The organism is Anoxybacillus sp. EFIL, from assembly GCF_013096955.1.
In the GTDB taxonomy this organism is placed as follows: Bacteria; Bacillota; Bacilli; order Bacillales; family Anoxybacillaceae; genus Anoxybacillus; species Anoxybacillus ayderensis.
In genome coordinates, this window is sequence record NZ_SDLH01000005.1 from 85,970 (window position 1) to 108,676 (window position 22,707).

A 22,707-nucleotide genomic window follows, 5' to 3' on the forward strand; every position below is an offset into this window, starting at 1 on the left:
AAACATTTTTCGATTTGGTCGAAAAATATTTCCGGCCTATCTTTTACTGACCACAATCGGCCTTTAAAAGATCAACCTTGTATATCGATTGGTTCTTGTAATAAAAAGACGATTATCCGTTCCCCTGTTTTTGTGCTAATATCTGTATGCATGCTTGTTACTTGTTTACCTGTTAATGTATAAATCATTTGTTTTAGTTGCTCGCTACCTGATTCAATTAAATCTGCGCGAATGCGTTTGATTGACAACATGCCTTCTTTTGTTTCGCACAATACTTTTTCAGCAGGAGTTAAAATGCCGCGCAACTGTACGATGACCATATTTCGTAAAATATCTGTTTTCACAGAGAGCGGACCGCGACCTAAATATTCTTTTTCCCATTGGGTGAGCGCGCGACTAATTTGATCTTCTAGTTCTCCTTTTGTTTTCACGTTGATCCCCCTTTAGAAACAAAAAGCGGCATGCCTCACATATAGATTGAAGTGAAACATACCGATGTATTTTTAGCTCAACTCGTTTCGGCGTCCGTCCTTTCGTTTTCGCCATGTCGCCATGTCAAAAACGCTAAGACAAAACAAGGAAACGAGTTTGCTATCAATCGTTCGGTGCAACAATTTGTTTTTAATTGTATAAGGCTTCAAAAATTATGTCAAGGGAAAAGATTGATGTCATACATGTATATGCCATGGTAAAATAAAAGGAAAGGGTTAGAGAATGGGGGAGAAGGTTTGGTACTATATTTTATTGTAAATCCTTCAGCGAAAAATGAGAAATGTAAAGAAATATGGAAAAAAATCGAACGAGCACTTCAACATCATCATATTCGTTATCATGTTGTATTTACAAAAAAACAAGGAGACGGAATGAAGCTAGCACAACAGATTGCTGAGCAAACATATGAACCGTTGATATTAATTGCCGTTGGTGGAGACGGAACGATGCATGAAGTCATGAACGGTGTTGCGATGTATGATCATGTCACTGTCGGATACATCCCCGCTGGAACAGGAAATGATTTTGCCCGAGGGATAAACATCCCGATAACGTGGAGAAAAGCGCTTAGTCAAATGTTATTACGTGTGAAGGATATGCATGTCGAACTGTATGATATCGGGACGTTTAAAGGTGTGAAACAAGGTGTTTTTGTGAACAGTGTCGGTTGTGGATTCGATGCACATATTTCACGAAAGGTGAATCATTCGAGATGGAAACATCTTTTGAATAGATTATATTTAGGAAAGTTTGTTTATGTGTTTTATTTATTGAAAGAGTTGTTTATATATAAACCAACTGTTGTGCAATTGACAGTTGATGAAAAACAATATACGTTTTCAAATGCATGGCTTGTCACCGTTGCGAATCATCCGTATTATGGCGGTGGAATGAAGATTGCTCCATTTGCGCTGTCAAATGATCAGTGTTTTGATATTGTCGTGGTCGATAATATATCACGGTTAAAACTGCTCGCTTTATTTGTGACAGTTTTCTGGGGCGGTCATATAAGGATGAAAGAAGTACATACGTTTCAAGGGAAATATATTCATATTTGCGGCAACACGTCTCTTCCTCTCCATGCAGATGGCGAGCAAATTGGCGAAGGCGACATTACGATTTCAGTAAACAAACAAATACGTGTGCTGAAGTAGCCCGAATGGATTTTTATATAAAGAATAAAGGCTCTTGCCATCGCCAAGAGCCTTTAATATTTGTTTTGCATATGCCGCAATATTTCATAGGCGCGATCGCCAAGAAGTGCAAGGAGCTGCTCGAATATCGCGTCTCGCTGCAAATCAAGCTCAATAATTTGTTTCGCTAAATCTATGGCTCGTTTTTCCATTTTCAATCTCCTTTCGAAGTTGTTCATATTTTTTTCGCAGTTCCGCTAATGTCCAGTGATGTATTTCTCCTCCTTCATGCAGTTTGTCGATATAAAATTGCTTTTGTTTCAGCGTTATTTGTAAAAGGGTTCCCATTTTCTTTCCTCCTTCCGTTATTTATTTGATAATCATTATATCTATCCTCTGTATTATAAACAGCATTTTTGTTACTTTTTATAACATGAATAATGAATTTTGTTAATTTTTATAACAAAAGTCGTTTCAATATTGATAAAATACAGTATATTAATGTTATGAAATATAACGCGGTATACACGAGAGGGGATAAGGATGGAATCGTATAAACATAAAAAAGTCATTTCGATTGGTATTGTTAGTGAATTAACCGGTTTGTCACCGAGACAAATTCGGTATTATGAGGAACGCCAACTTATTTTTCCTGATCGATCAAAAGGAACGAGAAAGTATTCCTTCGCTGATGTTGAATGGCTCGTTGAGATCGCAAACAAACGCGAGGAAGGAGTGCAAACACGAGAAATTCGTTATGAAATGATGAAAGAGATTCGTGAAACGATGAGAAAAGGACAAATCAACGCCCATTTTCGTTCTCGTATGTAATTTTCTCTTCTCCATGTTATAATTGATAGGGGAAGGAGAATGGTCATGTTTATGGAGTTTTCATTCGATATATTTACGTATGTATCGCTCTTCAGTATGTTCGTTGTGGCGATGACGTGCTATGTGACGCGACAAGTAAATTATCCGATCTCCATTCAACGATTCGTTTCATACGATGCGAATGTCTGTATAAAGACGAGCGATGCATATAGATATATGTCGTTACACGTGCGATTTGTTACATTTCAACAGCGGAAAATTCCGATCGATGAACGATCGTATGCGAGTGATGAAGAAGGAAGGACACTCCTTGTTTGCTTATGATAACAAACAAGGAGGAGTAAAATTGTGAAAAAATGGATTATTTTATTTTTCGTATTTTTATTAAGTGTATGTAATCGAAATGTACCGATTACAGAGCATAGTCAAGGTGTATGGGATCATTATTTTGTTTATCCGATGTCAAAGTTATTACTGATGCTTGGACACGCATTTCAAGAAAATTACGGGCTCGCTATTATCGCATTGACGATTGTTGTCCGCTTTGGGCTGCTCTCGCTTATCATCAAACAGTTTCGTGCCAATATTGCGATGCAGCGCATTCGCCCGGAAATACAAAAACTTCAACAAAAATATAAAGGCACAGATATGGAAACGCAAAGAAAGCTACAGCAAGAAATGATGCAACTATATCAAAAACACGGTGTCAACCCAATGAGCGGTTGCTTACCGATTTTTATTCAAATGCCTATTTTTATGGCGCTGTATTACGCAATTTCGCGAACGGAAGAAATTAAACTGCACTCGTTTTTATGGATGCAGCTCGGTCATCGCGATCCGTATTTCATTATGCCGATATTAGCAAGCTTAACGACATTTATTTCGATGCGGTTATCTCCGACTGCTACAACAGCGGAAGCGGCTACACAAATGAAAATGATGTCATATATTATGCCTGTTATGATTTTCATGGGAGCGAGTTCTGTCCCTTCGGCTTTGTCGCTATATTGGGTCGTTGGTGGATGTTTTTCAATTATTCAGTCGCTTATCATGCGTGCACAATGGAAAAGATACGATACAGAAGTTGCCAAATAACCTGCTCGCTAGCTGAGCAGGTTTCTTTTCGTGAAGGGGTGAAAAAATGAAAGTGATTATTGCTGAAAAACCGGATCAAGGAAAAACGCTTGCATCTATTTTTCAAACAAAAAAACGAGAAGGGTATATTGAAATTTTACCGAATGAGCTGTTTCCGACAGGCGCTTATATGACATGGGCAGTTGGACATTTATTTGAATTAGCTTCCCCAGAAACGTATGAAGCAAGCTGGAAGCGATGGACACTAGATACGTTACCGATCATTCCCGATCGTTTTCAATATGAAATGGATCGAAAAAAGGCGAAACAATTTTCCATCATTAAACAATTACTCCGTCAGCCAGAAGTGACAGAAATCATTCACGCAGGCGATGCAGGGAGAGAAGGGGAATTAATTATTCGCAATATCATTTATATGAGCGGCGTCAAAAAACCGATTAAACGGCTTTGGATTTCATCGTTAACACCGAAAGCAATCGAACAAGGCTTTCGCCAGTTGTTAGATGAAAACGAGACGCGTCCGCTATACGAAGAGGCGTATGCCCGAACGTGTGCCGATTGGCTTGTGGGTATGAACGCATCGAGAGTGTATACAATTTTATTAAAACAAAAAGGGATGAATGATGTTTTTTCCGTCGGGCGTGTACAAACGCCGACGCTTGCATTAATTGTGAGACGAGAAAAAGAAATTGAACAGTTTCGTCCCGAGCCGTTTTGGGAAGTTGTTGCTACGTTTGATGTGAATGGAAAACGATATGAAGGAAAGTGGTGGCATGAAAATGAAACAAGAACATATGATCAGCAACTCGCCGAAAAGGTGAGCGCATTTTGCAGAGGAAAACAAGTAGAGATAGAAGAAGTGACATGTGAGCGAAAAACGTTTTTACCACCGCTTTTGTTTAATTTATCAACATTACAAGCAACAGCCAACAAGCGATTTAGATATTCACCACAAAAAACGCTTGATATATTACAAAAGCTATATCAAAAAGGATATGTATCGTATCCGCGTTCGGATTCACAATATGTCACGAAAGGGGAAGCGGAAACGTTTCCGCATATTTTAAAGTTTCTTGCGCAAAAGAAAGAGTATGCTTCTTACTTTCCGCTTGCTCATTATTCAATTTTACATAATAAACGTTATGTAAATGAAAAGAAAGTAACGGATCACTACGCCATTATCCCGACTGAACAAGTTCCAGATTTGGAAAAACTGAGCCACGATGAGCGAAATATTTACGATCTTATCGTTCGACGCTTAATCGCTGCCCATTGTGAAGAGGCGGTATTTGACTATACGACGATGATTACTCTTGTCGATGGACGGGCACGTTTCATTTCAAAAGGAAAAAAACAAATACAAGCAGGATGGCGAGACGTCCTTATGTCACAAGATGATGATGTACAACTTTTACCGAATGTACAAAGGGGAGAAAAAGGAACGGTATATGATGTGCATGTGAAAGAGGGAAAAACACAGCCGCCAAAGCGATACACAGAAGGCGAACTGATCACGTTAATGAAGACAGCAGGGAAATTTTTAGACGATGAACAACTAGAAAAAGTATTAGCAAAAACAGAAGGACTCGGGACGGAAGCGACGCGCGCCTCCATTATTACAACATTAAAGGAGCGAAACTATATCGAAATAAAAAATAATCAAGTATATGCAACCAATAAAGGAAAAGTATTAATTGAAGCCATCGGTCCACATATTTTAGCGTCACCCGAGATGACAGCGAAATGGGAGCAACGATTAAGTGAAATTGGTGAACGGAAAGCGTCAGCGACACATTTTATGGAACAAGTCAAAAAATTAGCAGCGAAAATCGTAACAGATGCGGTGCAAATGGCAAGCAGCTGGTCGTTTGAAGGGCTTGATACGACTTCGATTCAGCGAAAGAAAAAAACAACGATCGGAAACCATGTTGGGACTTGTAAGCTTTGTGGGGGCTCGGTCATTGATAAAGGTTCGTTTTACGGCTGTGTCAACTATACAAAAACAAAGTGCTCATTTACGATTTCAAAAACGATGTTAGGAAAATCCATTTCACAAACGAATATTAAAAAATTGTTAACTGAAGGAAAAACGAATGTTATTAAAGGATTTAAAAAGGGAGAAAGGACGTTTAACGCTGCACTTATATGGGATGAAAAAGAAAAACGTATATCGTTTTCGTTTGAAAAATAGGAGGACTACCTCCTATTTTTCAACATCACCATTCCACTCGTTCATGCCGCCAGTCATATTATATACGTTTGTAAACCCTTCTTTTACTAGTAATTCGCTTGCTTGCGCTGAGCGATTACCTGAACGACAAACAACGATATATGTCTCGTCTTTTTTCAGTTCATTTATGCGCTCTTTCAGTTGTTGTACAGGAAGTAACATCGCGCCTGGAATATGACCAGAAGTGTATTCTTCTTCTGTTCGAACATCAAGAACAACAACGTCTCCTTTTTGGATCATTTGTGCTGCTTCATCAACAGAAATGTTTGTGTAGCCCCCTTGTGCACATCCGCTTATGATGAAAAGAAATACGAATAAAAGAGCTGCCCATTTTTTCATTTTGTCACCAACCTCCGTATATAATCGAATACCCACTCATGTATTCTAACTCATTTTTTTCATTTCTTCAAACGTTTCGACACCATTGTTATTTCGAGATATAGTACAATTAAAGGAAAGGTTTACATAGAAAGAAGGGAAAATGATGTATCAATCGATTATCGATCTGATCGGAAACACGCCGATTGTGAAGCTCAATCGGGTTGTTTTTCCTGAGGGAGCAAGTGTATATATAAAGCTTGAATCGTTTAATCCAGGGGGAAGTGTGAAAGATCGCGCGGCTAGACGAATGATTGAACGAGCAGAACAAGAAGGAAAAATCGTCCCTTATGAAAGCACAATTATTGAGCCGACATCAGGAAATACAGGAATTGGATTAGCAATGGTATGCGCTGCGAAGGGATATCGTTGCATCATTACGATGCCAGATAATGCAACGAAAGAACGGATCAATTTATTGAAAGCATATGGGGCGGAAGTGTACTTAACTCCCGCAGCTTTGCGCATGCAAGGGGCGATTGATGAAGCGTATCGGCTTGCGGAGAACATTCCAAACAGCTTTATTCCGATGCAATTTGAAAATGAAGCAAATCCAGATGCTCATCGGGCTAGCACAGCGCTTGAAATTATAGAAGCATTTCCAGATGGGATTGATGCGTTTGTACTTACGGCAGGAACTGGCGGGACAGTGACAGGGACGGGGGAAGAATTGAAGAAAAAATTTCCTCGTTTACGTATTTATGTGGTCGAACCATATGGGTCTCCCGTCCTTTCGGGTGGGCAACCGGGGCCGCATAAAATTCCTGGTACTGGGCCAGGTTTTATTCCCCGCATTTTAAATCGAACGGTGTATGATGATATTTTGCTCGTCAAAGATGAAGAAGCGCAAATGATGGCAAGAAGATTAGCGAAAGAAGAAGGAATTTTCGTTGGTGCCTCAGCTGGAGCGGCTGCTTATTGTGCTATGCAAGTGGCTCGCACTCTTCCTGAAGATGCACGTGTGCTTTGCATGGCACCAGATACAGGAGAGCGATACTTATCATCCGATTTATTTAGCGGATAAGAGCGATGAAAAATGTCGAGGCTATAAAATAAAAAGGAGTGATTGTATGTTTCAAGAAGAAGTAAAAACGATAGGCGGTTTTCGTCTTCATGTCATTCCGACAAAAAAATATAAAACAAATACGCTCGTATTAAAGATGAAAGCACCGTTATGTGAAAAAGATGTAACGATGCGAGCTCTTGTTCCATACGTACTACAAAACGCTACCGAGCGGCATCCGTCGATGAAAGCGTTACGTACATATTTAGACGAACTATATGGTGCCACATTACAAGTTGATTTAGCGAAAAAAGGAGAAAATCATATTATTACTATTCGAATGGATATTGCAAACGAAAAATTTTTAGGTGACACATCCCCATTATTACGTGAAGCGTTGACGTTATTTAGCGACATGCTATTTCGTCCGTTTACCGAGGGAGATGGATTTTCTGCTGCGATCGTTGAACAGGAGAAACGAGCATTGAAACAAAAAATTCAATCGTTGTTTGACGATAAAATGCGATATGCTCAACATCGACTCATGGAAGAAATGTATAAAGGTTCACCTTATGCGCTTGATGTTCACGGTAAACTAGAGGATGTCGATTCGATTGACGCTAAACGTTTATATGAACATTATGAGCACATGTTGAAACACGATGAAATAGATTTATACATCGTTGGGGATGTCATGTTAGCTGATGTAGAACATGATGTGGCTGAACGTTTTCCGTTAGAAGTGCGCCCGCCACGTTCAATAGCGACACCGACGATCACAATACGAACAGATGTGCAAGAAGTTGTAGAAAAACAAGATGTAAAACAAGGGAAGCTCCATCTCGGCTATCGAACGAACACGACATATAATGATCCAGATTATGATGCGTTACAAGTATGGAATGGGATATTTGGAGGATTTGCACATTCAAAATTGTTTATTAATGTGCGCGAAAAAGCGAGTTTAGCTTATTATGCAGCTTCACGTATTGAGAGTCACCAAGGAATGATGATGGTCATGGCAGGAATTGACCCAAGCAAATATGAACGTGCGCTCGAAATCATCCATGCCCAAGCAGAGGCGATGCGTAACGGACAATTTAGCGATGAAGAAATCGTTCAAACAAAAGCGGTCATTCGTAATCAACTATTAGAAACGATCGATACCGCAAGAGGAATGATCGAAATGTCTTATCATAATGTCATTGCAACAAATCAACGTCCGTTACAGCAATGGCTCGAAGGAATTGAAAAAGTGACGCGAGAAGATATCGTTCGTGTAGGCGAAAAAATTGAATTAGATACGATTTATTTTTTAACAGAGAAGGAAGGTGAGAAAAAATGAAAATCATTCACCACGATCAATTACAGGAACAATTATTTTATGAGCGTCTAAACAATGGATTAGATGTTTACATTTTGCCAAAAAAAGAATTTAACAAAACATATGCGACGTTTACAACGAAATACGGTTCGGTGGATAACTACTTTACCCCGTATGGAAAAACAACGATGAAAAAAGTACCGGATGGCATCGCTCATTTTTTAGAACATAAATTGTTTGAAAAAGAAGATGGCGATGTATTTCAAACGTTTAGCAAACAAGGGGCATCTGCGAATGCTTTTACGTCTTTCACACGCACCGCCTATTTATTTTCTAGTACAACAAATGTAGAAAAAAATTTAGAAACGTTACTTGATTTCGTGCAAGAGCCGTATTTTACAGAACAAACGGTTGAAAAGGAAAAAGGGATTATCGGTCAAGAAATTCGCATGTATGATGACAATCCAGATTGGCGTTTGTATTTTGGGACAATCGAAAGCATGTATCATCACCATCCCGTAAAAATTGATATTGCGGGAACGGTAGAGTCGATTTCACACATTACGAAAGACTTATTATATGAGTGTTATGAAACGTTTTATCATCCGAGCAACATGTTATTGTTTGTTACAGGTCCTATTGATCCATCGGCTATACTTGAACAAATTCGAACGAATCAAGCGAAAAAAACGTTCCGTCCGCCAGCAGAGATCGAGCGATTTCGTTATGAGGAGCCGACTCATGTTGCTCGTGAACGACATGTCATTGAAATGAACGTGCAAACACCAAAATGTTTCGTTGGTATAAAAGCAACCAACGTATATACAAAAGGAAAAGAAAAGTTAAAACATGAATGTGCCATCGGTTTATTGCTCGACTATTTATTTGGGAAAAGCTCCACACATTATGAGCGATTGTATCAACAAGGATTAATTGACGAAACATTTATGGTCGACTATACGGAAGAAAGTGATTTTGGGTTCGGCTTAGTTGGCGGTGACACATCACAGCCCGATCAATTAGCGGCAGAAATTCAGCGTATTCTTTTGGAGTTTGACGATATTGATGATGAGCAAGTCGAACGAATGAAAAGAAAAAAGATCGGCACATTTTTACGTTCGTTAAACTCTCTTGAATATATTGCAAATCAGTTTACTCGGTATGCGTTTGATCATATGAGTTTGTTCGATGTTGTAGAAACGTTACAATCATTAACATCTGACGATTTAAAAACGGTCGCTCGCGAATGTTTTGTTCGCGAACAGTTTACTGTGTGCCAAGTTGTCCCGAAAAGGTGAAATGAGATGAAATATGCTTTAATTACGGGAGCGAGCGGGGGAATTGGGCAAGAAATTGCTCGGCAGCTTGCTAAAGATGGGTATAGTTTATACTTACATTACTACAAAAATGAACAATCCGTTCGACATATAATGGAAGAACTATCCACAGACACATATGCGATTCAAGCTGATTTATCTCATCCTTCTGGGGTAGATGTGTTAATGTCTTCTATTTTCCATCCTATTGACGTGCTCATTCATAATAGTGGAATGAGTGCGTATGGATTGATGACGGACATGACTAATGAACAAGTAGAACAAATGGTGCAACTACATGTAACAAGTCCATTTTTACTGACAAAACGACTGTTGCCTTCTATGATTCAACAACGTCGTGGACAAATTGTAGTCATTTCATCCATTTGGGGACTAACAGGTGCATCTTGCGAAGTGTTATATTCGATGGTAAAAGGTGCGCAAAATACATTTGTTAAAGCGTTAGCAAAAGAAGTTGCTCCAAGTGGCATACGAGTCAATGCGATCGCTCCAGGGGCTATTGATACGCCGATGCTTCATGAGTTTACTGAGGAAGAAATTCAAGCGCTAATTGATGATATTCCACTCGGACGAGTAGGGAAGCCGGAAGATGTGGCAAAAGCTGTGTCATTTTTAATTTCTGATCATGCATCGTATATTACAGGACAAATTTTATCCGTAAATGGCGGTTGGTATTGTTAAGCAAGCATAATTTTTTATGTTGTGAGGCAAACTGTTCTTGAAACGAATTTCAAGGAGGTTTGCATATGTCTGTTCTTGATAATTTTGAACAATGGAAAAGCTTTTTAGCTGATCGTCTTCATCAAGCACAAGAGCAAGGGATGAACCAGCAAGTCATTTCGGATATTGCTTATCAAATTGGAGATTATTTGGCGAAACAAGTCGATCCGAAAAACCCAGAAGAGCGTGTACTTGCCGATTTGTGGCATGTCGCAAATGAGCAAGAGCAACATGCCATTGCAAACATGATGATTAAACTTGTCCAAAATAAATAAGTCATGTAGGCGCAAGCTGGTGATATCCACCAGCTTGTTTTACTATGTTTATCTGTTCACAAAAAACGGTCGTCCATTCTTTTCATTCTCGCATTCAAATGGTAAAATAAACATACATGCGTGTTTCGACAAAGCGTTGCTTAAATGATCGCATCGTGTAACGTAAAGGGGAGAAGGGGTATATGGAGAAAAAAGAATGGTATTTAGAGTATGAAATACATATGAATCGCCCGGGGTTGTTAGGAGATATCGCATCTCTCCTTGGCATGCTTTCCATTAATATCGTCACGATCAACGGAGTGGATGATTCGCGGCGAGGTATGCTTTTGCTATGTAAAAGTCATGAACAAATTGAGCGCTTACAATCCATTTTAGCGACGATGGAAGATATTACAGTAACGAAATTACGTGAACCGAAGCTTCGCGACCGTCTTGCTGTTCGGCATGGGCGCTATATTCAGCGTGATGCTGACGACAAAAAGACGTTTCGCTTTGTCAGAGACGAGTTAGGTTTGCTCGTTGATTTTATGGCAGAGCTATTTAAACAAGAGGGGCATAAGTTAATTGGAATTCGCGGCATGCCACGCGTGGGGAAAACGGAATCGATCGTAGCTGCGAGCGTGTGTGCAAACAAGCGTTGGTTGTTTGTTTCTTCTACATTAATTAAACAGACGATTCGTAGCCAATTAATCGAAGATGAATATAGCGAAAATAATGTTTTTATTATTGACGGGATTGTTTCGACGCGTCGGTCAAACGAGCGACATTGGCAACTCATTCGTGAGCTCATGCGTCTACCGGCGACGAAAGTGATTGAACATCCTGATATTTTTGTAAGGCATACAGAATATAAGCTCGACGACTTTGATTATATCATTGAATTGCGTCACGATGCAGATGAGGAAATTACGTATGATCTCGTTGATCAGTCCTCATTTTTTGGAAATGACGGATTTTCAAATATTGATTTTTAAAGATGGAAGGTGTTTCCGTTGACAGAGTTAGGGAAGCGTTTGAAAGAAGCGAGAGAACAACGTCATATGAGTTTAGATGATTTGCAAGAAATCACTAAAATTCAAAAACGATATTTAATCGCAATTGAACAAGGAAATTATGTCATTATGCCAGGGAAATTTTATGTTCGGGCATTTATTCGGCAATATGCCGAGGCAGTCGGCCTCGATGCTGACGAACTGTTTGAGCAATATGCAAACGAAATTCCAAATGCCCAACAAGAAGAGCTTCCTGGCGAACTATCGCGTGTAAAATCGCGACAATTATCAGAACAAGGCGCAAAAGTGCTCGATGTTCTTCCGAAAATTTTGATCGGTACATTAGTGATTGGAGTGGCTGTTGTTCTTTGGTTTTTTTTCCAAAATCGTACGGTAAACGAAAAACCACAAGAGCAAGTGATTAACGAAAAGACAGAATTTGAACAGTCCGAGCAAGCAAACGAGCAACAACCGGAAAAACAAAGTGAGCAACAGTCTGAAAACGAAGGAGAAAATGAACAGCAGGAACAACCATTAGAAGCGACGGTTAAAGTGATTGAAACGAACGGGAGAAGATCGACACTTGAAGTGACAGGAGAGCAATTGATCATTGACATTGCAACAAAAGGTGACGCTTGGATTGAAGTGAAAAACGGAAAAGGAAAGGCGTTTGCACGGAAAATGATGTATGCGAATCAATCTGAAACATTTGATTTAACAAATGAAACAGAGGTATTGTTAGTCATCGGACAAACATTGAATGCAGAAGTAAAAATAAACGGGCAGACGCTTGAATATCCTGTCAATCCAAACGATCACGTGCGCCAAGATATTACTATTCTGTATAAAAAACAATAATGTTGGATGAAGTGTTGGAGGTAAGTGTTGTGAATATACCGAACCAAATTACGATTGCGCGAATGCTTCTTATTCCTTTCTTCCTTATTTTTCTGTTGGCACCGATTGATTTCGGTGTGATTCAAATCGGAACAGAACAGCTGCCGGTAACACACGCCATAGCTGCGCTTATTTTTATTATCGCATCAACAACCGATTGGGTTGACGGATACTATGCACGAAAATATGGATTAGTAACGAATTTAGGGAAATTTCTTGACCCTCTCGCAGATAAATTACTTGTATCTGCTGCGCTCATTGCGCTTGTCCAATTAGGTTTAGCTCCTGCATGGATCGTGATTGTCATTATTAGCCGTGAATTTGCTGTAACCGGATTACGGCTTGTTTTAGCGGGAGAAGGTGAAGTGGTAGCAGCAAATATGCTTGGAAAAATTAAAACGTGGACGCAAATTGTAGCGATTGCAGCGCTTCTTTTGCATAATCTTCCTTTTTCACTTTTGTCGTTTCCGTTTGCGGACATTTCGTTGTGGGTTGCACTTGTTTTCACGATTTGGTCAGGATGGGATTACTTTGCGAAAAATAAACACGCATTTCGTCATTCAAAGTAAATAAAAAGGGATGGGAGAAAGATGAAAGCAGAACTCATTGCGGTCGGTTCAGAACTTTTACTTGGTCAAATTGCAAATACGAACGCTCAGTTTTTATCGCAACAATTAGCTGAAATAGGAATAGATGTGTATTACCATACGGTTGTTGGCGATAACCCTCAAAGGCTTACACATGCGATTGAAGTAGCGAAGCAACGCTCGAACTTAATCATTTTCACAGGGGGACTTGGTCCGACAAAAGACGATTTAACGAAAGAAACAATTGCAAACATGTTAAATAAATCGCTCGTTTTAGATGAAGAAGCATGGCGTTCTATTTGTGATTATTTTTCGAAAACGAAGCGCCCAATGTCTCCGAACAATCGAAAACAAGCGCTCGTATTGGAAGGAAGTTATGTATTAAAAAATGAACATGGGATGGCCCCGGGAATGGCAATAACTGTTGATCACATCACGTACATGCTCCTCCCGGGACCGCCAAAAGAAATGCAACCGATGTTCATCAAATATGGACGTCCTTTTTTATTGCAAAAACGTCATGTTCGCGAGAAAATTGTTTCACGTGTTCTTCGCTTTTTTCATATCGGTGAATCACAGTTAGAAGCAGAAATTGAGGATTTCATCGATGCTCAAACAAATCCGACGATTGCTCCACTTGCGTCCGATGGTGAAGTAACTCTTCGCTTAACAGCGAAACATGAGCGTGAAGAAGAAGCAAAGCGGCTCATTGATGAGTTGGAGCAAAACATTTTAGCCCGCGTTCGTCCTTACTTTTACGGTTATAATGATGACACGTTGTTTAGCAAATTGTTAGCTACATTGAAAGAAAACAATCAGACGCTCGCTGTTGCTGAAAGTTTAACGGGAGGTTTATTTTTAGAAGAAATGACAGCACTCCCAACAGCTTCTACAGTTATCGCGGGGGGAGTTGTTTGTTATACGAATGAAATAAAGGAAAATGTGCTCCATGTGCCGAAAGAAATATTACAAACGGAGGGGGCAGTTAGTGAACGATGTGCGCAGTTGATGGCAGAAAATGTTCGAAAACTTTGTGGAAGCGATATCGGTATTAGTTTTACAGGTGTTGCAGGACCGAACGAGTTGGAAGGAAAGCCAGTAGGAACGGTATGGATAGGGATTGCGATAGAACAAGGGACAAAGACATTTGGCCTCACATTATCAGGCGGACGCCGAGCCATTCGGATGCGTACAGCAAAATACGGTTGTTATTATTTGCTGCAATTGCTACATTAATTTACGAACACTCATTCGATTTTTCTTGGCAAATAAATAGAAAAGCTGTATAGTAATAAGTAGCAGTTACTGCTTTATTTTTCACAAGCAAAAGGAGGAGTTTCTTTGAACGATCGTCAAGCAGCATTAGAACAAGCGTTAAAGCAAATTGAGAAGCAGTTTGGAAAAGGTTCAATTATGAAGCTAGGGGAGCAAACAGATCGTCAAATTTCGACGGTATCGAGCGGCTCTCTTGCCCTTGATATTGCGCTAGGCGTAGGAGGATATCCGCGCGGACGGATTATTGAAATTTACGGTCCGGAGTCTTCGGGGAAAACAACGGTTGCCCTTCACGCGATTGCAGAAGTGCAAAAGCAAGGAGGTCAAGCTGCATTTATTGATGCGGAACATGCGTTAGACCCTATTTATGCTGAAAAATTAGGGGTTAATATCGATGAATTGTTGCTTTCACAGCCAGATACAGGAGAGCAAGCGTTAGAAATCGCCGAAGCACTTGTGCGAAGCGGGGCAGTTGACATTATCGTCATTGACTCAGTCGCAGCTCTTGTTCCGAAGGCAGAAATTGAAGGGGAAATGGGGGATGCTCACGTTGGATTGCAGGCGCGACTCATGTCCCAAGCGCTACGTAAACTATCAGGCGCCATCAACAAATCTAAAACGATTGCTATCTTCATTAACCAAATAAGGGAAAAAGTGGGAGTTATGTTTGGAAATCGATATATGGTTGCTTAATTTCGTTACATGTTCACAAATTGTAGTTCTTTCTATATCCTCTCTCTAGGAGGAGATATGATTTGGTTGTTAAAGTGGGAAATAGAACATTTAGAAATATAGAGCAGTGGCAAGTTGATTATATCGTTCAAAATTCGAACAAGAAATTAACCGAAATATCGCGTGAAACACGGTTAGATCCTCGAAGGATTGGGGAAATCATCAAACTTTTAGGAATACAGAGGCAGAGACATTGGAAGGTGTATTTACCCAAAACAGAAGAGGTTGAGAGGGAGTTAAGAAATCCTTATTTATCCCACGTAGAGATCGCTAAAAAGTATGGTGTAACTGATACTTGTGTGGCAAAGAGAAGAAAAGAACTTGGGGTGAAGGTTCGACGGAAAAACTTTGATACACAAATCGAGCAACAGGTTGAACAAATTCTTGAACAACTTGATCTAGCGTATATAAAACAAAAACGAATAGATAAATGGTCTATTGATTTTTATCTTGGAAGAAAACATTGTATCGATGTCCATGGTGAATGGGCTCACTCAACAAAAAAGGTACAAGATCGAGATGTTAGAAAGAGAGAATATTTATCAAAAAAAGGCTATCGTTATTTGGTTATATACGAAAAAGAACTACAAAATATTGAACATGTAACAGAAAAAATTAAGCAATTTACTCTGGGTTTCCCTTGCTAGTGATAGCAAGAAAAAAACCTTGTGAACCCGATTGCCTAGGGGTGTGCGAAGTTTGTATACTTCGTGCTAACGGTGGAGCCCTCCAAGATTTATGGGGTAATACCGTGCCAAGCCTTACTACTTTTATAGTAAGGAAGGTGTAGAGACTACCGAAAGGGGCATATGTTGCCACTGAGTAGGGTACAGCAGAGGATAGGCTACTGCTGGAAGCGCAAGGCTCTCCATGTTTGGAGATGAAGATATAGTCCACCCTATAGAGATGGTAAATCTATAGGATGTGCCAGAGACAACTCCTGGAGGCCGTGCATTAAAGTTTTATGCGTCTGTTCGTTTAGAAGTGCGTCGTGCAGAACAAATTAAACAAGGCAACGACATGGTTGGAAATAAGACGAAAATTAAAGTTGTGAAAAACAAAGTGGCGCCGCCGTTTAAAACAGCGGATGTAGATATTATGTATGGCGAAGGAATTTCAAAAGAAGGCGAAATTATTGATATGGGTGCTGAACTCGACATTATTCAAAAAAGTGGCGCTTGGTATTCATATAAAGATGAGCGACTAGGACAAGGGCGAGAAAATGCAAAACAATTTTTAAAGGAAAATCCACACATTATGGAAGAAATTGCGCGTGAAATTCGCCAACATTATGGCATTACAGCAGGGGCATCGACGACATCTGTGCGCGAAGATGATCTAGACTTTTTAGAATAATAAAAAGGTCGCCTTGCTTCAATAAAAAAGTGATTATGTGCATATATAGTTATGGAAAGGGTGCTCCGTTATTTCTGGAACACCCTCTTTTTTTGGAAAATAAAGCGATATGAAACGCTTTCCCACAATGACAAGCCTTGACAATATGGAAGGTCACCTTTAAAATGTACATGTATATTTGACAATTTTGAAGTGTATGTTGAATGGTTGCAATGTACATGCCGACATTGATGAAGTAACGAATTTATAGCAAGAGGAGGTGAGGACAATGGGTGAAACGATCATCTCCGCTTTGCTTGCCCTAGTCGTCGGTGCAGTTGTTGGCTTTTTTGTTCGTAAATCCATTGCCGAGGCAAAAATTGGTGGTGCACAAGCAGCTGCCAAACAAATGATCGAAGAAGCGAAACGAGAAGCAGACGCATTGAAAAAAGAGGCGCTTCTTGAAGCAAAGGATGAGATTCACAAACTTCGCGTTGAAGCAGAACGAGAAATTCGCGAACGAAGAAGTGAGTTACAAAAACAGGAAAACCGTTTGTTGCAAAAGGAAGAGAATCTCGATCGAAAGGATGAAGCGTTAAACAAGCGAGAAGCATTGCTTGAAAAGAAAGAGAATTCTCTGAATGAAAGACAACAGCATATTGAAGAGATGGAAAGCAAAGTGGAAGAACTCGTTCGAAAAGAACAAGCTGAACTAGAGCGCATTTCTAGTTTGACGCGTGATGATGCACGCCAAATCATTTTAGAACGTGTAGAAAAAGAACTTTCGCATGAAATTGCGCTCATGGTTAAAGAAGCAGAAACGAAAGCGAAAGAAGAAGCGGATAAAAAAGCAAAAGAAATTTTATCGCTTGCCATTCAACGTTGTGCTGCTGATCATGTAGCAGAAACAACTGTATCTGTTGTGAACTTGCCGAATGACGAAATGAAAGGCCGAATCATCGGACGTGAAGGACGTAACATTCGTACATTAGAAACGTTAACAGGTATTGACCTTATCATTGATGATACGCCGGAAGCGGTCATTTTATCTGGTTTTGATCCGATCCGTCGTGAAACAGCGCGTATCGCGCTAGATAAACTCGTTCAAGACGGGCGTATCCATCCAGCACGAATTGAAGAGATGGTCGAGAAGGCGAGAAGAGAAGTGGATGAGCATATTCGTGAAGTGGGAGAACAAACGACGTTTGAAGTTGGTGTCCACGGATTGCATCCAGATTTAATTAAAATTTTAGGGCGTTTGAAGTTCCGTACAAGCTATGGACAAAATGTGCTTAAACATTCGATGGAAGTTGCATATTTAGCTGGTTTAATGGCAGCTGAGTTAGGGGAAGATGAAATGCTTGCACGTCGTGCGGGTCTTCTCCATGACATTGGAAAAGCGGTTGACCATGAGGTTGAAGGAAGCCATGTTGAAATTGGCGTAGAACTAGCAACGAAATATAAAGAACATCCTGTTGTTATTAACAGCATCGCCTCGCATCATGGTGATGCGGAACCGACATCTATTATTGCTGTTCTCGTTGCTGCTGCGGATGCTTTATCTGCAGCTCGGCCGGGTGCTCGTAGCGAAACATTGGAAAACTACATTCGTCGACTTGAGAAGCTTGAAGAAATTGCTGAGTCGTATGAAGGTGTTGAAAAATCATATGCTATCCAAGCTGGACGTGAAATTCGTATCATGGTGAAGCCGGATCTAATTGATGACTTGGAAGCACACCGTTTAGCGCGTGATATTCGCAAGCGTATCGAAGAAGAGCTTGATTACCCAGGACATATTAAAGTCACAGTGATTCGCGAAACACGAGCTGTTGAATACGCAAAGTAAAAGCTACTCCTTATTCGGGGTAGCTTTTTCGTATTGATAAATGCTTTATTTTGTGCGAAACTGAAAAATAGAGATCATGAGCATAGAAAGGGTAGTACGATGAAAATATTATTTATCGGTGATGTCGTAGGACAACCGGGACGAAAAATGATTGATGAATATGTGCCGAAACTGAAAGCAAAATATAAGCCTCATGTCATTGCTGTGAACGGTGAAAATGCAGCGGGCGGAAAAGGGATTACCGAAAAAATATATCGTCGTTTTGTAGAAATAGGAGTGCATGTAGTAACGCTTGGTAATCACGCGTGGGATAATCGTGAAGTTTTCGAATTTATTGACCAAGCGAAAGTGCTCGTTCGTCCAGCCAATTTTCCAATAGGTACACCTGGAAAAGGGATCGTATTCGTTCATGTGGAAGGATATGAGGTAGCGATCATTAGCTTACAAGGAAGAACATTTTTACCAGCGATCGATTGCCCGTTTAAAAAGGCGGATGAATTAGTCGAGATGGCACTTGCGCGAACTCCTTTTATTCTCGTCGATTTTCATGCAGAAGCAACGAGTGAGAAACAAGCGATGGGATGGTACTTAGATGGCCGAGTAAGCGCAGTAGTTGGCACGCATACACACGTTCAAACAGCTGACTCGCGCATTTTGCCAAATGGAACAGGATACATTACTGATGTCGGGATGACGGGTCCTTATGACGGTATTTTAGGAGTTGATCGCGAAGCTGTATTGCGTAAATTTTTAACAGGACTTCCCGTTCGATTTGAAGTGACGACTGGTCGGGCACAATTGAATGCTGTGCTCATTGAAATAGACGAAAAAAGTGGAAAAACAAGGTCTATCCAACGAATTATGATCAATGACGATCATCCGTATTTCGACTAGTTTCTCTTTTAAGATTTTTCTGAAAAAATACATATCGTAGCAGGAATACGAGCAAACAGGGACGAATATATAATGAACAGTACAACTTTTTATAAGCAATTGTTAGAAACGAGGAGGAGCTAGAAATGGAAATATTAAAAGTTTCAGCAAAATCTAATCCTAATTCCGTAGCTGGTGCACTTGCAGGCGTGTTAAGAGAACGCGGTGCAGCTGAAATTCAAGCCATTGGCGCAGGTGCATTAAATCAGGCCGTTAAGGCAGTAGCGATCGCGCGAGGATTCGTAGCACCGAGCGGAGTTGATCTCATTTGTATTCCTGCGTTTACGGACATTCAAATTGACGGGGAAGAGCGGACAGCAATTAAGCTTATTGTTGAGCCGCGTTAATAAACATAAACCTGTTTGCTTACATAGCAAACAGGTTATTTTTATCATATGCGAAAGAGCGAATTTTCGTATGGAGGGGTCGTTGTGCGTATATTTGACGCTCATTGTGACGTTTTATATCAACTATTTTGTGACCAAGATGTATCGTTTGAGCGGAGTTCATCGCTACATGTCACATACGATGGATTGAAGCAGGCGGGTGTAACTGTACAAGGATTTGCGATTTATATTCCGAAACATGTCAGACCAGAGTCACGCTTTTTTGTTGCGTTAGAGATGATTGATTATTTTTACGAGAAAATTGTGTCGCAACCGAATATGAAAGTTGTTCGCTCAAAAAGAGAAATCGATCAACTACAACCGAATGAAATTGGAGCGATGCTCACATTAGAAGGATGTGAAGCCATAGGAGAAAGTTTAACGCAATTGCGCACACTTCTTCGCCTCGGTGTTCGCTCTGTTGGTTTAACGTGGAATGATGCGAATATGGTAGCAGACGGTGCCTTAGAGCAACGTGGGGGAGGGTTGACGAGATTCGGAAAAGAAGTCGTTCAATTATTAAATGAACAACAATGTTGGACGGATGTATCTCATTTAAGTGAACGAGCGTTTTGGGATGTTATGGAATTAGCTCACTATCCGATCGCTTCACATTCGAATGCATATACGCTTTGTCCGCATCCTCGCAATTTGCGTGATGATCAAATTCAAGCACTCATTAAGAAAAATGGAGTGATCGGTGTGACGTTTGTTCCTCAATTTTTGCGTCACGATGCCCATATGACAACGGTGACAGATGTATTACGGCATGTCGATCATATTTGTTCGTTAGGTGGAGAAAATCACATCGGTTTTGGATCTGATTTTGACGGTATGTTTGAAACGGTTGATCAATTAGAAAATGTTTCCTATTATCCGCATTTCATTGATGAATTGTTAAAGCATTTTAAAGAGGAGCAGGTAAAAAAGTTTTTGTTTTGCAATTTTTATGAGCGCATCCCACAATAAAATCGAAAGAAAAATTCACATTTTTGTAACAAATATGTTGCAATTTTTTTTCAATAGGGCTAGAATGAAAGCGTTTAGTATATGAAATTTTTCAAAAAATTTATTAAGCGAAATGGTAGAGCTTTTTTTGGAAAAGTGCTACACTTATAATCGTAAAACGTTACGTTACAATTGATGGAACTTTAAAGGGGTGTAAGACATGATTAGTCAACTTTCGTGGAAAGTTGGAGGACAACAAGGGGAAGGTATTGAAAGTACGGGAGAGATATTCTCCATTGCGCTCAACCGACTAGGCTACTACTTATACGGTTATCGTCACTTTTCATCTCGCATTAAAGGTGGCCACACGAACAATAAAATTCGCGTTAGCACGACACAAGTTCGTTCGATTGCCGATGATCTTGATATATTAGTAGCTTTTGACCAAGAGACAATTGACTTCAACTTTCATGAGTTGCGTCAAGGTGGGATCGTCATCGCAGACGCGAAGTTTAATCCGACGATTCCGGACGAGTCAAGAGCTACGTTGTATGCGGTTCCATTTACAGATATTGCAACAGAATTAGGAACAGCATTAATGAAAAACATGGTTGCAGTCGGAGCTTCTAGCGCAGTACTCGGTCTCGATATTAGCGTATATGAAGGGGTCGTTCAGGAGATTTTCGGTCGCAAAGGTGAACAAGTTGTTGCGAAAAATATGGAAGCGATCAGAGCGGGCGCTCAGTTTATGCGTGAACAGCTTGGCGACAATATTCAATTAATGCAGCTTGAAAAAGCGGACGGCAAAAAGAGAATGTTTATGATTGGAAACGACGCGATTGCGCTTGGTGCGCTTGCTGGCGGTGCACGTTTCATGGCGGCTTATCCAATTACACCTGCATCTGAGATTATGGAATATTTAATTAAAAAGCTTCCGCAGTTTGGTGGTACGGTCATTCAAACAGAAGATGAAATCGCTGCTTGTACAATGGCTATCGGTGCAAACTATGCGGGTGTGCGTACGTTGACAGCTTCGGCTGGACCGGGTCTTTCGCTTATGATGGAAGCGATCGGATTAGCTGGAATTACAGAAACGCCGATTGTCATTGTTGATACGCAACGCGGTGGTCCAAGTACAGGTCTTCCGACGAAACAAGAGCAGTCAGATTTAATGGCAATGATTTACGGCACACATGGTGAGATTCCGAAAGTAGTCATCGCTCCGAGCACTGTACAAGAAGCGTTTTACGATATGGTCGAAGCGTTTAATATTGCGGAAGAGTATCAATGCCCAGTCATCGTTTTAACAGACTTACAGCTTTCGTTAGGAAAGCAAACCGTTGAGCCGCTAGAGTACGACAAAATTGAAATTCGTCGAGGTAAGCTTGTCACAGGAGAACTGCCTGAAATTCCAGACAAAGGTTGCTTCAAACGATATGAAGTGACGGAAGACGGTGTGTCACCACGCGTATTGCCGGGAATGAAAAACGGCATTCATCATGTGACAGGTGTTGAGCACGATGAAACAGGTCGTCCTTCTGAAGTAGCAGCGAACCGTATTGCACAAATGGATAAGCGTTTACGTAAGTTAAAACATATCCAATTCCCGACACCAGTTCATACACATGTGAAACATGAAGAAGCAGATGTGTTAATCGTTGGGTTTAACTCAACGCGCGGGGCAATTGAAGAGGCGATGGAACGTTTAGAGCGCGATGGTATAAAAGTGAATCACGCCCACATTCGTCTTATTCATCCGTTCCCGACGGAAGAAATGTTGCCGCTTGTGCAATCAGCGAAAAAAGTTGTTGTTGTTGAAAATAACGCAACAGGACAACTTGCCAACATTCTAAAAATGAACGTTGGACATGCTGAGAAAGTATTTAACGTGTTGAAGTATGATGGCAACCCGTTCTTACCGCACGAAGTTTATACAAAATGCAAGGAGTTGTTTTAAA

General features: G+C 40.4%; 23 protein-coding genes and 2 pseudogenes. 22 read left to right on the top strand and 3 right to left on the bottom strand.

What is annotated here, in order from left to right; genetic code table 11:
- Window positions 1-71: 71 nt before the first annotated feature.
- On the bottom strand, window positions 72-431 hold the full coding sequence (locus tag ES017_RS09350; protein ID WP_021094588.1) for a Na-translocating system protein MpsC family protein: 360 nt from the start codon (window positions 429-431) through the stop codon (window positions 72-74).
- A gap of 297 nt (window positions 432-728) precedes the next feature.
- On the opposite strand from ES017_RS09350, the gene ES017_RS09355 reads away from it, so the two are divergent.
- Window positions 729-1,646, top strand: coding sequence for a diacylglycerol/lipid kinase family protein (locus tag ES017_RS09355; protein ID WP_021094589.1), 918 nt, complete (start codon window positions 729-731; stop codon window positions 1,644-1,646).
- A gap of 53 nt (window positions 1,647-1,699) precedes the next feature.
- Here the strand turns inward: ES017_RS09355 and ES017_RS09360 are convergent, their stop codons facing one another.
- Complete coding sequence (locus ES017_RS09360) at window positions 1,700-1,837, bottom strand: hypothetical protein (protein ID WP_021094590.1); 138 nt, start codon at window positions 1,835-1,837, stop codon at window positions 1,700-1,702.
- A gap of 331 nt (window positions 1,838-2,168) precedes the next feature.
- On the opposite strand from ES017_RS09360, the gene ES017_RS09365 reads away from it, so the two are divergent.
- Genes ES017_RS09365 through ES017_RS09380 form a run of 4 tightly spaced genes read left to right on the top strand, consistent with a single transcriptional unit; the run spans window position 2,169 to window position 5,742 of the window.
- Window positions 2,169-2,456 (top strand): MerR family transcriptional regulator, encoded by a 288-nt coding sequence (locus ES017_RS09365; RefSeq protein ID WP_006323413.1) that lies wholly within the window; start codon window positions 2,169-2,171, stop codon window positions 2,454-2,456.
- Window positions 2,457-2,501: 45 nt separating this feature from the next.
- Window positions 2,502-2,780, top strand: coding sequence for a hypothetical protein (locus ES017_RS09370; protein ID WP_021094592.1), 279 nt, complete (start codon window positions 2,502-2,504; stop codon window positions 2,778-2,780).
- Window positions 2,781-2,801: 21 nt separating this feature from the next.
- Window positions 2,802-3,551 (top strand): membrane protein insertase YidC, encoded by a 750-nt coding sequence (gene yidC / locus ES017_RS09375; RefSeq protein ID WP_483296345.1) that lies wholly within the window; start codon window positions 2,802-2,804, stop codon window positions 3,549-3,551.
- A 46-nt stretch (window positions 3,552-3,597) separates the two neighbouring features.
- The gene (locus tag ES017_RS09380; RefSeq protein ID WP_171335018.1) at window positions 3,598-5,742 is read left to right on the top strand and encodes a DNA topoisomerase III; all 2,145 of its coding nucleotides are present in this window, start codon (window positions 3,598-3,600) and stop codon (window positions 5,740-5,742) included.
- 12 nt (window positions 5,743-5,754) lie between these two features.
- Here ES017_RS09380 and ES017_RS09385 read toward each other — a convergent pair whose 3' ends face one another.
- Window positions 5,755-6,120, bottom strand: coding sequence for a rhodanese-like domain-containing protein (locus ES017_RS09385; RefSeq protein WP_021094595.1), 366 nt, complete (start codon window positions 6,118-6,120; stop codon window positions 5,755-5,757).
- A gap of 142 nt (window positions 6,121-6,262) precedes the next feature.
- Between ES017_RS09385 and cysK the strand changes: the two genes are divergently transcribed.
- The 17 genes and pseudogenes from cysK to ES017_RS09470 all read left to right on the top strand — a co-directional run bounded on the left by cysK (window position 6,263) and on the right by ES017_RS09470 (window position 22,706).
- Window positions 6,263-7,183, top strand: a complete 921-nt coding sequence (gene cysK, locus ES017_RS09390; RefSeq protein ID WP_035063108.1) for a cysteine synthase A — start codon at window positions 6,263-6,265, stop codon at window positions 7,181-7,183.
- A gap of 46 nt (window positions 7,184-7,229) precedes the next feature.
- A complete protein-coding gene (yfmF, locus tag ES017_RS09395) occupies window positions 7,230-8,507 on the top strand; it encodes an EF-P 5-aminopentanol modification-associated protein YfmF (RefSeq protein WP_021094597.1) in 1,278 nt (425 codons plus the stop codon).
- Complete coding sequence (gene yfmH, locus ES017_RS09400; RefSeq protein ID WP_021094598.1) at window positions 8,504-9,784, top strand: EF-P 5-aminopentanol modification-associated protein YfmH; 1,281 nt, start codon at window positions 8,504-8,506, stop codon at window positions 9,782-9,784. Before yfmF ends, yfmH begins: the two co-directional genes overlap by 4 nt.
- Window positions 9,785-9,790: 6 nt before the next feature.
- Entirely contained in the window at window positions 9,791-10,504 is a 714-nt protein-coding gene (ymfI, locus tag ES017_RS09405) for an elongation factor P 5-aminopentanone reductase (protein ID WP_021094599.1), read from the top strand.
- A 65-nt stretch (window positions 10,505-10,569) separates the two neighbouring features.
- Entirely contained in the window at window positions 10,570-10,818 is a 249-nt protein-coding gene (locus tag ES017_RS09410; protein WP_009362683.1) for a DUF3243 domain-containing protein, read from the top strand.
- 182 nt (window positions 10,819-11,000) lie between these two features.
- Window positions 11,001-11,792, top strand: a complete 792-nt coding sequence (locus ES017_RS09415) for a DUF3388 domain-containing protein (protein ID WP_009362682.1) — start codon at window positions 11,001-11,003, stop codon at window positions 11,790-11,792.
- 9 nt (window positions 11,793-11,801) lie between these two features.
- Complete coding sequence (locus tag ES017_RS09420; protein ID WP_084220253.1) at window positions 11,802-12,668, top strand: helix-turn-helix domain-containing protein; 867 nt, start codon at window positions 11,802-11,804, stop codon at window positions 12,666-12,668.
- 29 nt (window positions 12,669-12,697) lie between these two features.
- Window positions 12,698-13,276: a CDP-diacylglycerol--glycerol-3-phosphate 3-phosphatidyltransferase gene (gene pgsA, locus ES017_RS09425; protein WP_026011787.1), complete on the top strand. Its 579-nt coding sequence runs from the start codon at window positions 12,698-12,700 to the stop codon at window positions 13,274-13,276.
- Between the two features lie 21 nt (window positions 13,277-13,297).
- The gene (locus ES017_RS09430) at window positions 13,298-14,530 is read left to right on the top strand and encodes a competence/damage-inducible protein A (protein WP_042533997.1); all 1,233 of its coding nucleotides are present in this window, start codon (window positions 13,298-13,300) and stop codon (window positions 14,528-14,530) included.
- A gap of 105 nt (window positions 14,531-14,635) precedes the next feature.
- A pseudogene (recA, locus tag ES017_RS09435) lies at window positions 14,636-15,244 on the top strand (recombinase RecA); the annotation flags it as partial.
- An 80-nt stretch (window positions 15,245-15,324) separates the two neighbouring features.
- Entirely contained in the window at window positions 15,325-15,948 is a 624-nt protein-coding gene (locus ES017_RS09440) for a DUF559 domain-containing protein (protein WP_009362677.1), read from the top strand.
- 280 nt (window positions 15,949-16,228) lie between these two features.
- Window positions 16,229-16,657 (top strand): annotated as a pseudogene (locus tag ES017_RS09445) (recombinase RecA family protein); the annotation flags it as partial.
- Between the two features lie 268 nt (window positions 16,658-16,925).
- Window positions 16,926-18,482 (top strand): ribonuclease Y, encoded by a 1,557-nt coding sequence (gene rny, locus ES017_RS09450; protein ID WP_171335019.1) that lies wholly within the window; start codon window positions 16,926-16,928, stop codon window positions 18,480-18,482.
- A gap of 99 nt (window positions 18,483-18,581) precedes the next feature.
- On the top strand, window positions 18,582-19,376 hold the full coding sequence (locus ES017_RS09455) for a TIGR00282 family metallophosphoesterase (protein ID WP_043968214.1): 795 nt from the start codon (window positions 18,582-18,584) through the stop codon (window positions 19,374-19,376).
- Window positions 19,377-19,501: 125 nt separating this feature from the next.
- Window positions 19,502-19,762, top strand: a complete 261-nt coding sequence (gene spoVS / locus ES017_RS09460) for a stage V sporulation protein SpoVS (protein ID WP_003181955.1) — start codon at window positions 19,502-19,504, stop codon at window positions 19,760-19,762.
- A 48-nt stretch (window positions 19,763-19,810) separates the two neighbouring features.
- Window positions 19,811-20,770 (top strand): dipeptidase, encoded by a 960-nt coding sequence (locus ES017_RS09465; RefSeq protein ID WP_171335020.1) that lies wholly within the window; start codon window positions 19,811-19,813, stop codon window positions 20,768-20,770.
- Window positions 20,771-20,969: 199 nt separating this feature from the next.
- Window positions 20,970-22,706: a 2-oxoacid:acceptor oxidoreductase subunit alpha gene (locus ES017_RS09470; RefSeq protein WP_043968216.1), complete on the top strand. Its 1,737-nt coding sequence runs from the start codon at window positions 20,970-20,972 to the stop codon at window positions 22,704-22,706.
- Window position 22,707 lies beyond the last annotated feature (1 nt).

Coding starts and splice junctions, on each gene's coding strand:
- ES017_RS09360 (WP_021094590.1), bottom strand. CDS start 1,837: ATGGAAAAACGAGCCATAGATTTAGCGAAACAAATTATTGAGCTTGAT.
- ES017_RS09365 (WP_006323413.1), top strand. CDS start 2,169: ATGGAATCGTATAAACATAAAAAAGTCATTTCGATTGGTATTGTTAGT.
- ES017_RS09370 (WP_021094592.1), top strand. CDS start 2,502: ATGTTTATGGAGTTTTCATTCGATATATTTACGTATGTATCGCTCTTC.
- ES017_RS09380 (WP_171335018.1), top strand. CDS start 3,598: ATGAAAGTGATTATTGCTGAAAAACCGGATCAAGGAAAAACGCTTGCA.
- ES017_RS09385 (WP_021094595.1), bottom strand. CDS start 6,120: ATGAAAAAATGGGCAGCTCTTTTATTCGTATTTCTTTTCATCATAAGC.
- cysK (WP_035063108.1), top strand. CDS start 6,263: ATGATGTATCAATCGATTATCGATCTGATCGGAAACACGCCGATTGTG.
- yfmF (WP_021094597.1), top strand. CDS start 7,230: ATGTTTCAAGAAGAAGTAAAAACGATAGGCGGTTTTCGTCTTCATGTC.
- yfmH (WP_021094598.1), top strand. CDS start 8,504: ATGAAAATCATTCACCACGATCAATTACAGGAACAATTATTTTATGAG.
- ymfI (WP_021094599.1), top strand. CDS start 9,791: ATGAAATATGCTTTAATTACGGGAGCGAGCGGGGGAATTGGGCAAGAA.
- ES017_RS09410 (WP_009362683.1), top strand. CDS start 10,570: ATGTCTGTTCTTGATAATTTTGAACAATGGAAAAGCTTTTTAGCTGAT.
- ES017_RS09415 (WP_009362682.1), top strand. CDS start 11,001: ATGGAGAAAAAAGAATGGTATTTAGAGTATGAAATACATATGAATCGC.
- ES017_RS09430 (WP_042533997.1), top strand. CDS start 13,298: ATGAAAGCAGAACTCATTGCGGTCGGTTCAGAACTTTTACTTGGTCAA.
- rny (WP_171335019.1), top strand. CDS start 16,926: ATGGGTGAAACGATCATCTCCGCTTTGCTTGCCCTAGTCGTCGGTGCA.
- ES017_RS09455 (WP_043968214.1), top strand. CDS start 18,582: ATGAAAATATTATTTATCGGTGATGTCGTAGGACAACCGGGACGAAAA.
- spoVS (WP_003181955.1), top strand. CDS start 19,502: ATGGAAATATTAAAAGTTTCAGCAAAATCTAATCCTAATTCCGTAGCT.
- ES017_RS09465 (WP_171335020.1), top strand. CDS start 19,811: ATGCGAAAGAGCGAATTTTCGTATGGAGGGGTCGTTGTGCGTATATTT.
- ES017_RS09470 (WP_043968216.1), top strand. CDS start 20,970: ATGATTAGTCAACTTTCGTGGAAAGTTGGAGGACAACAAGGGGAAGGT.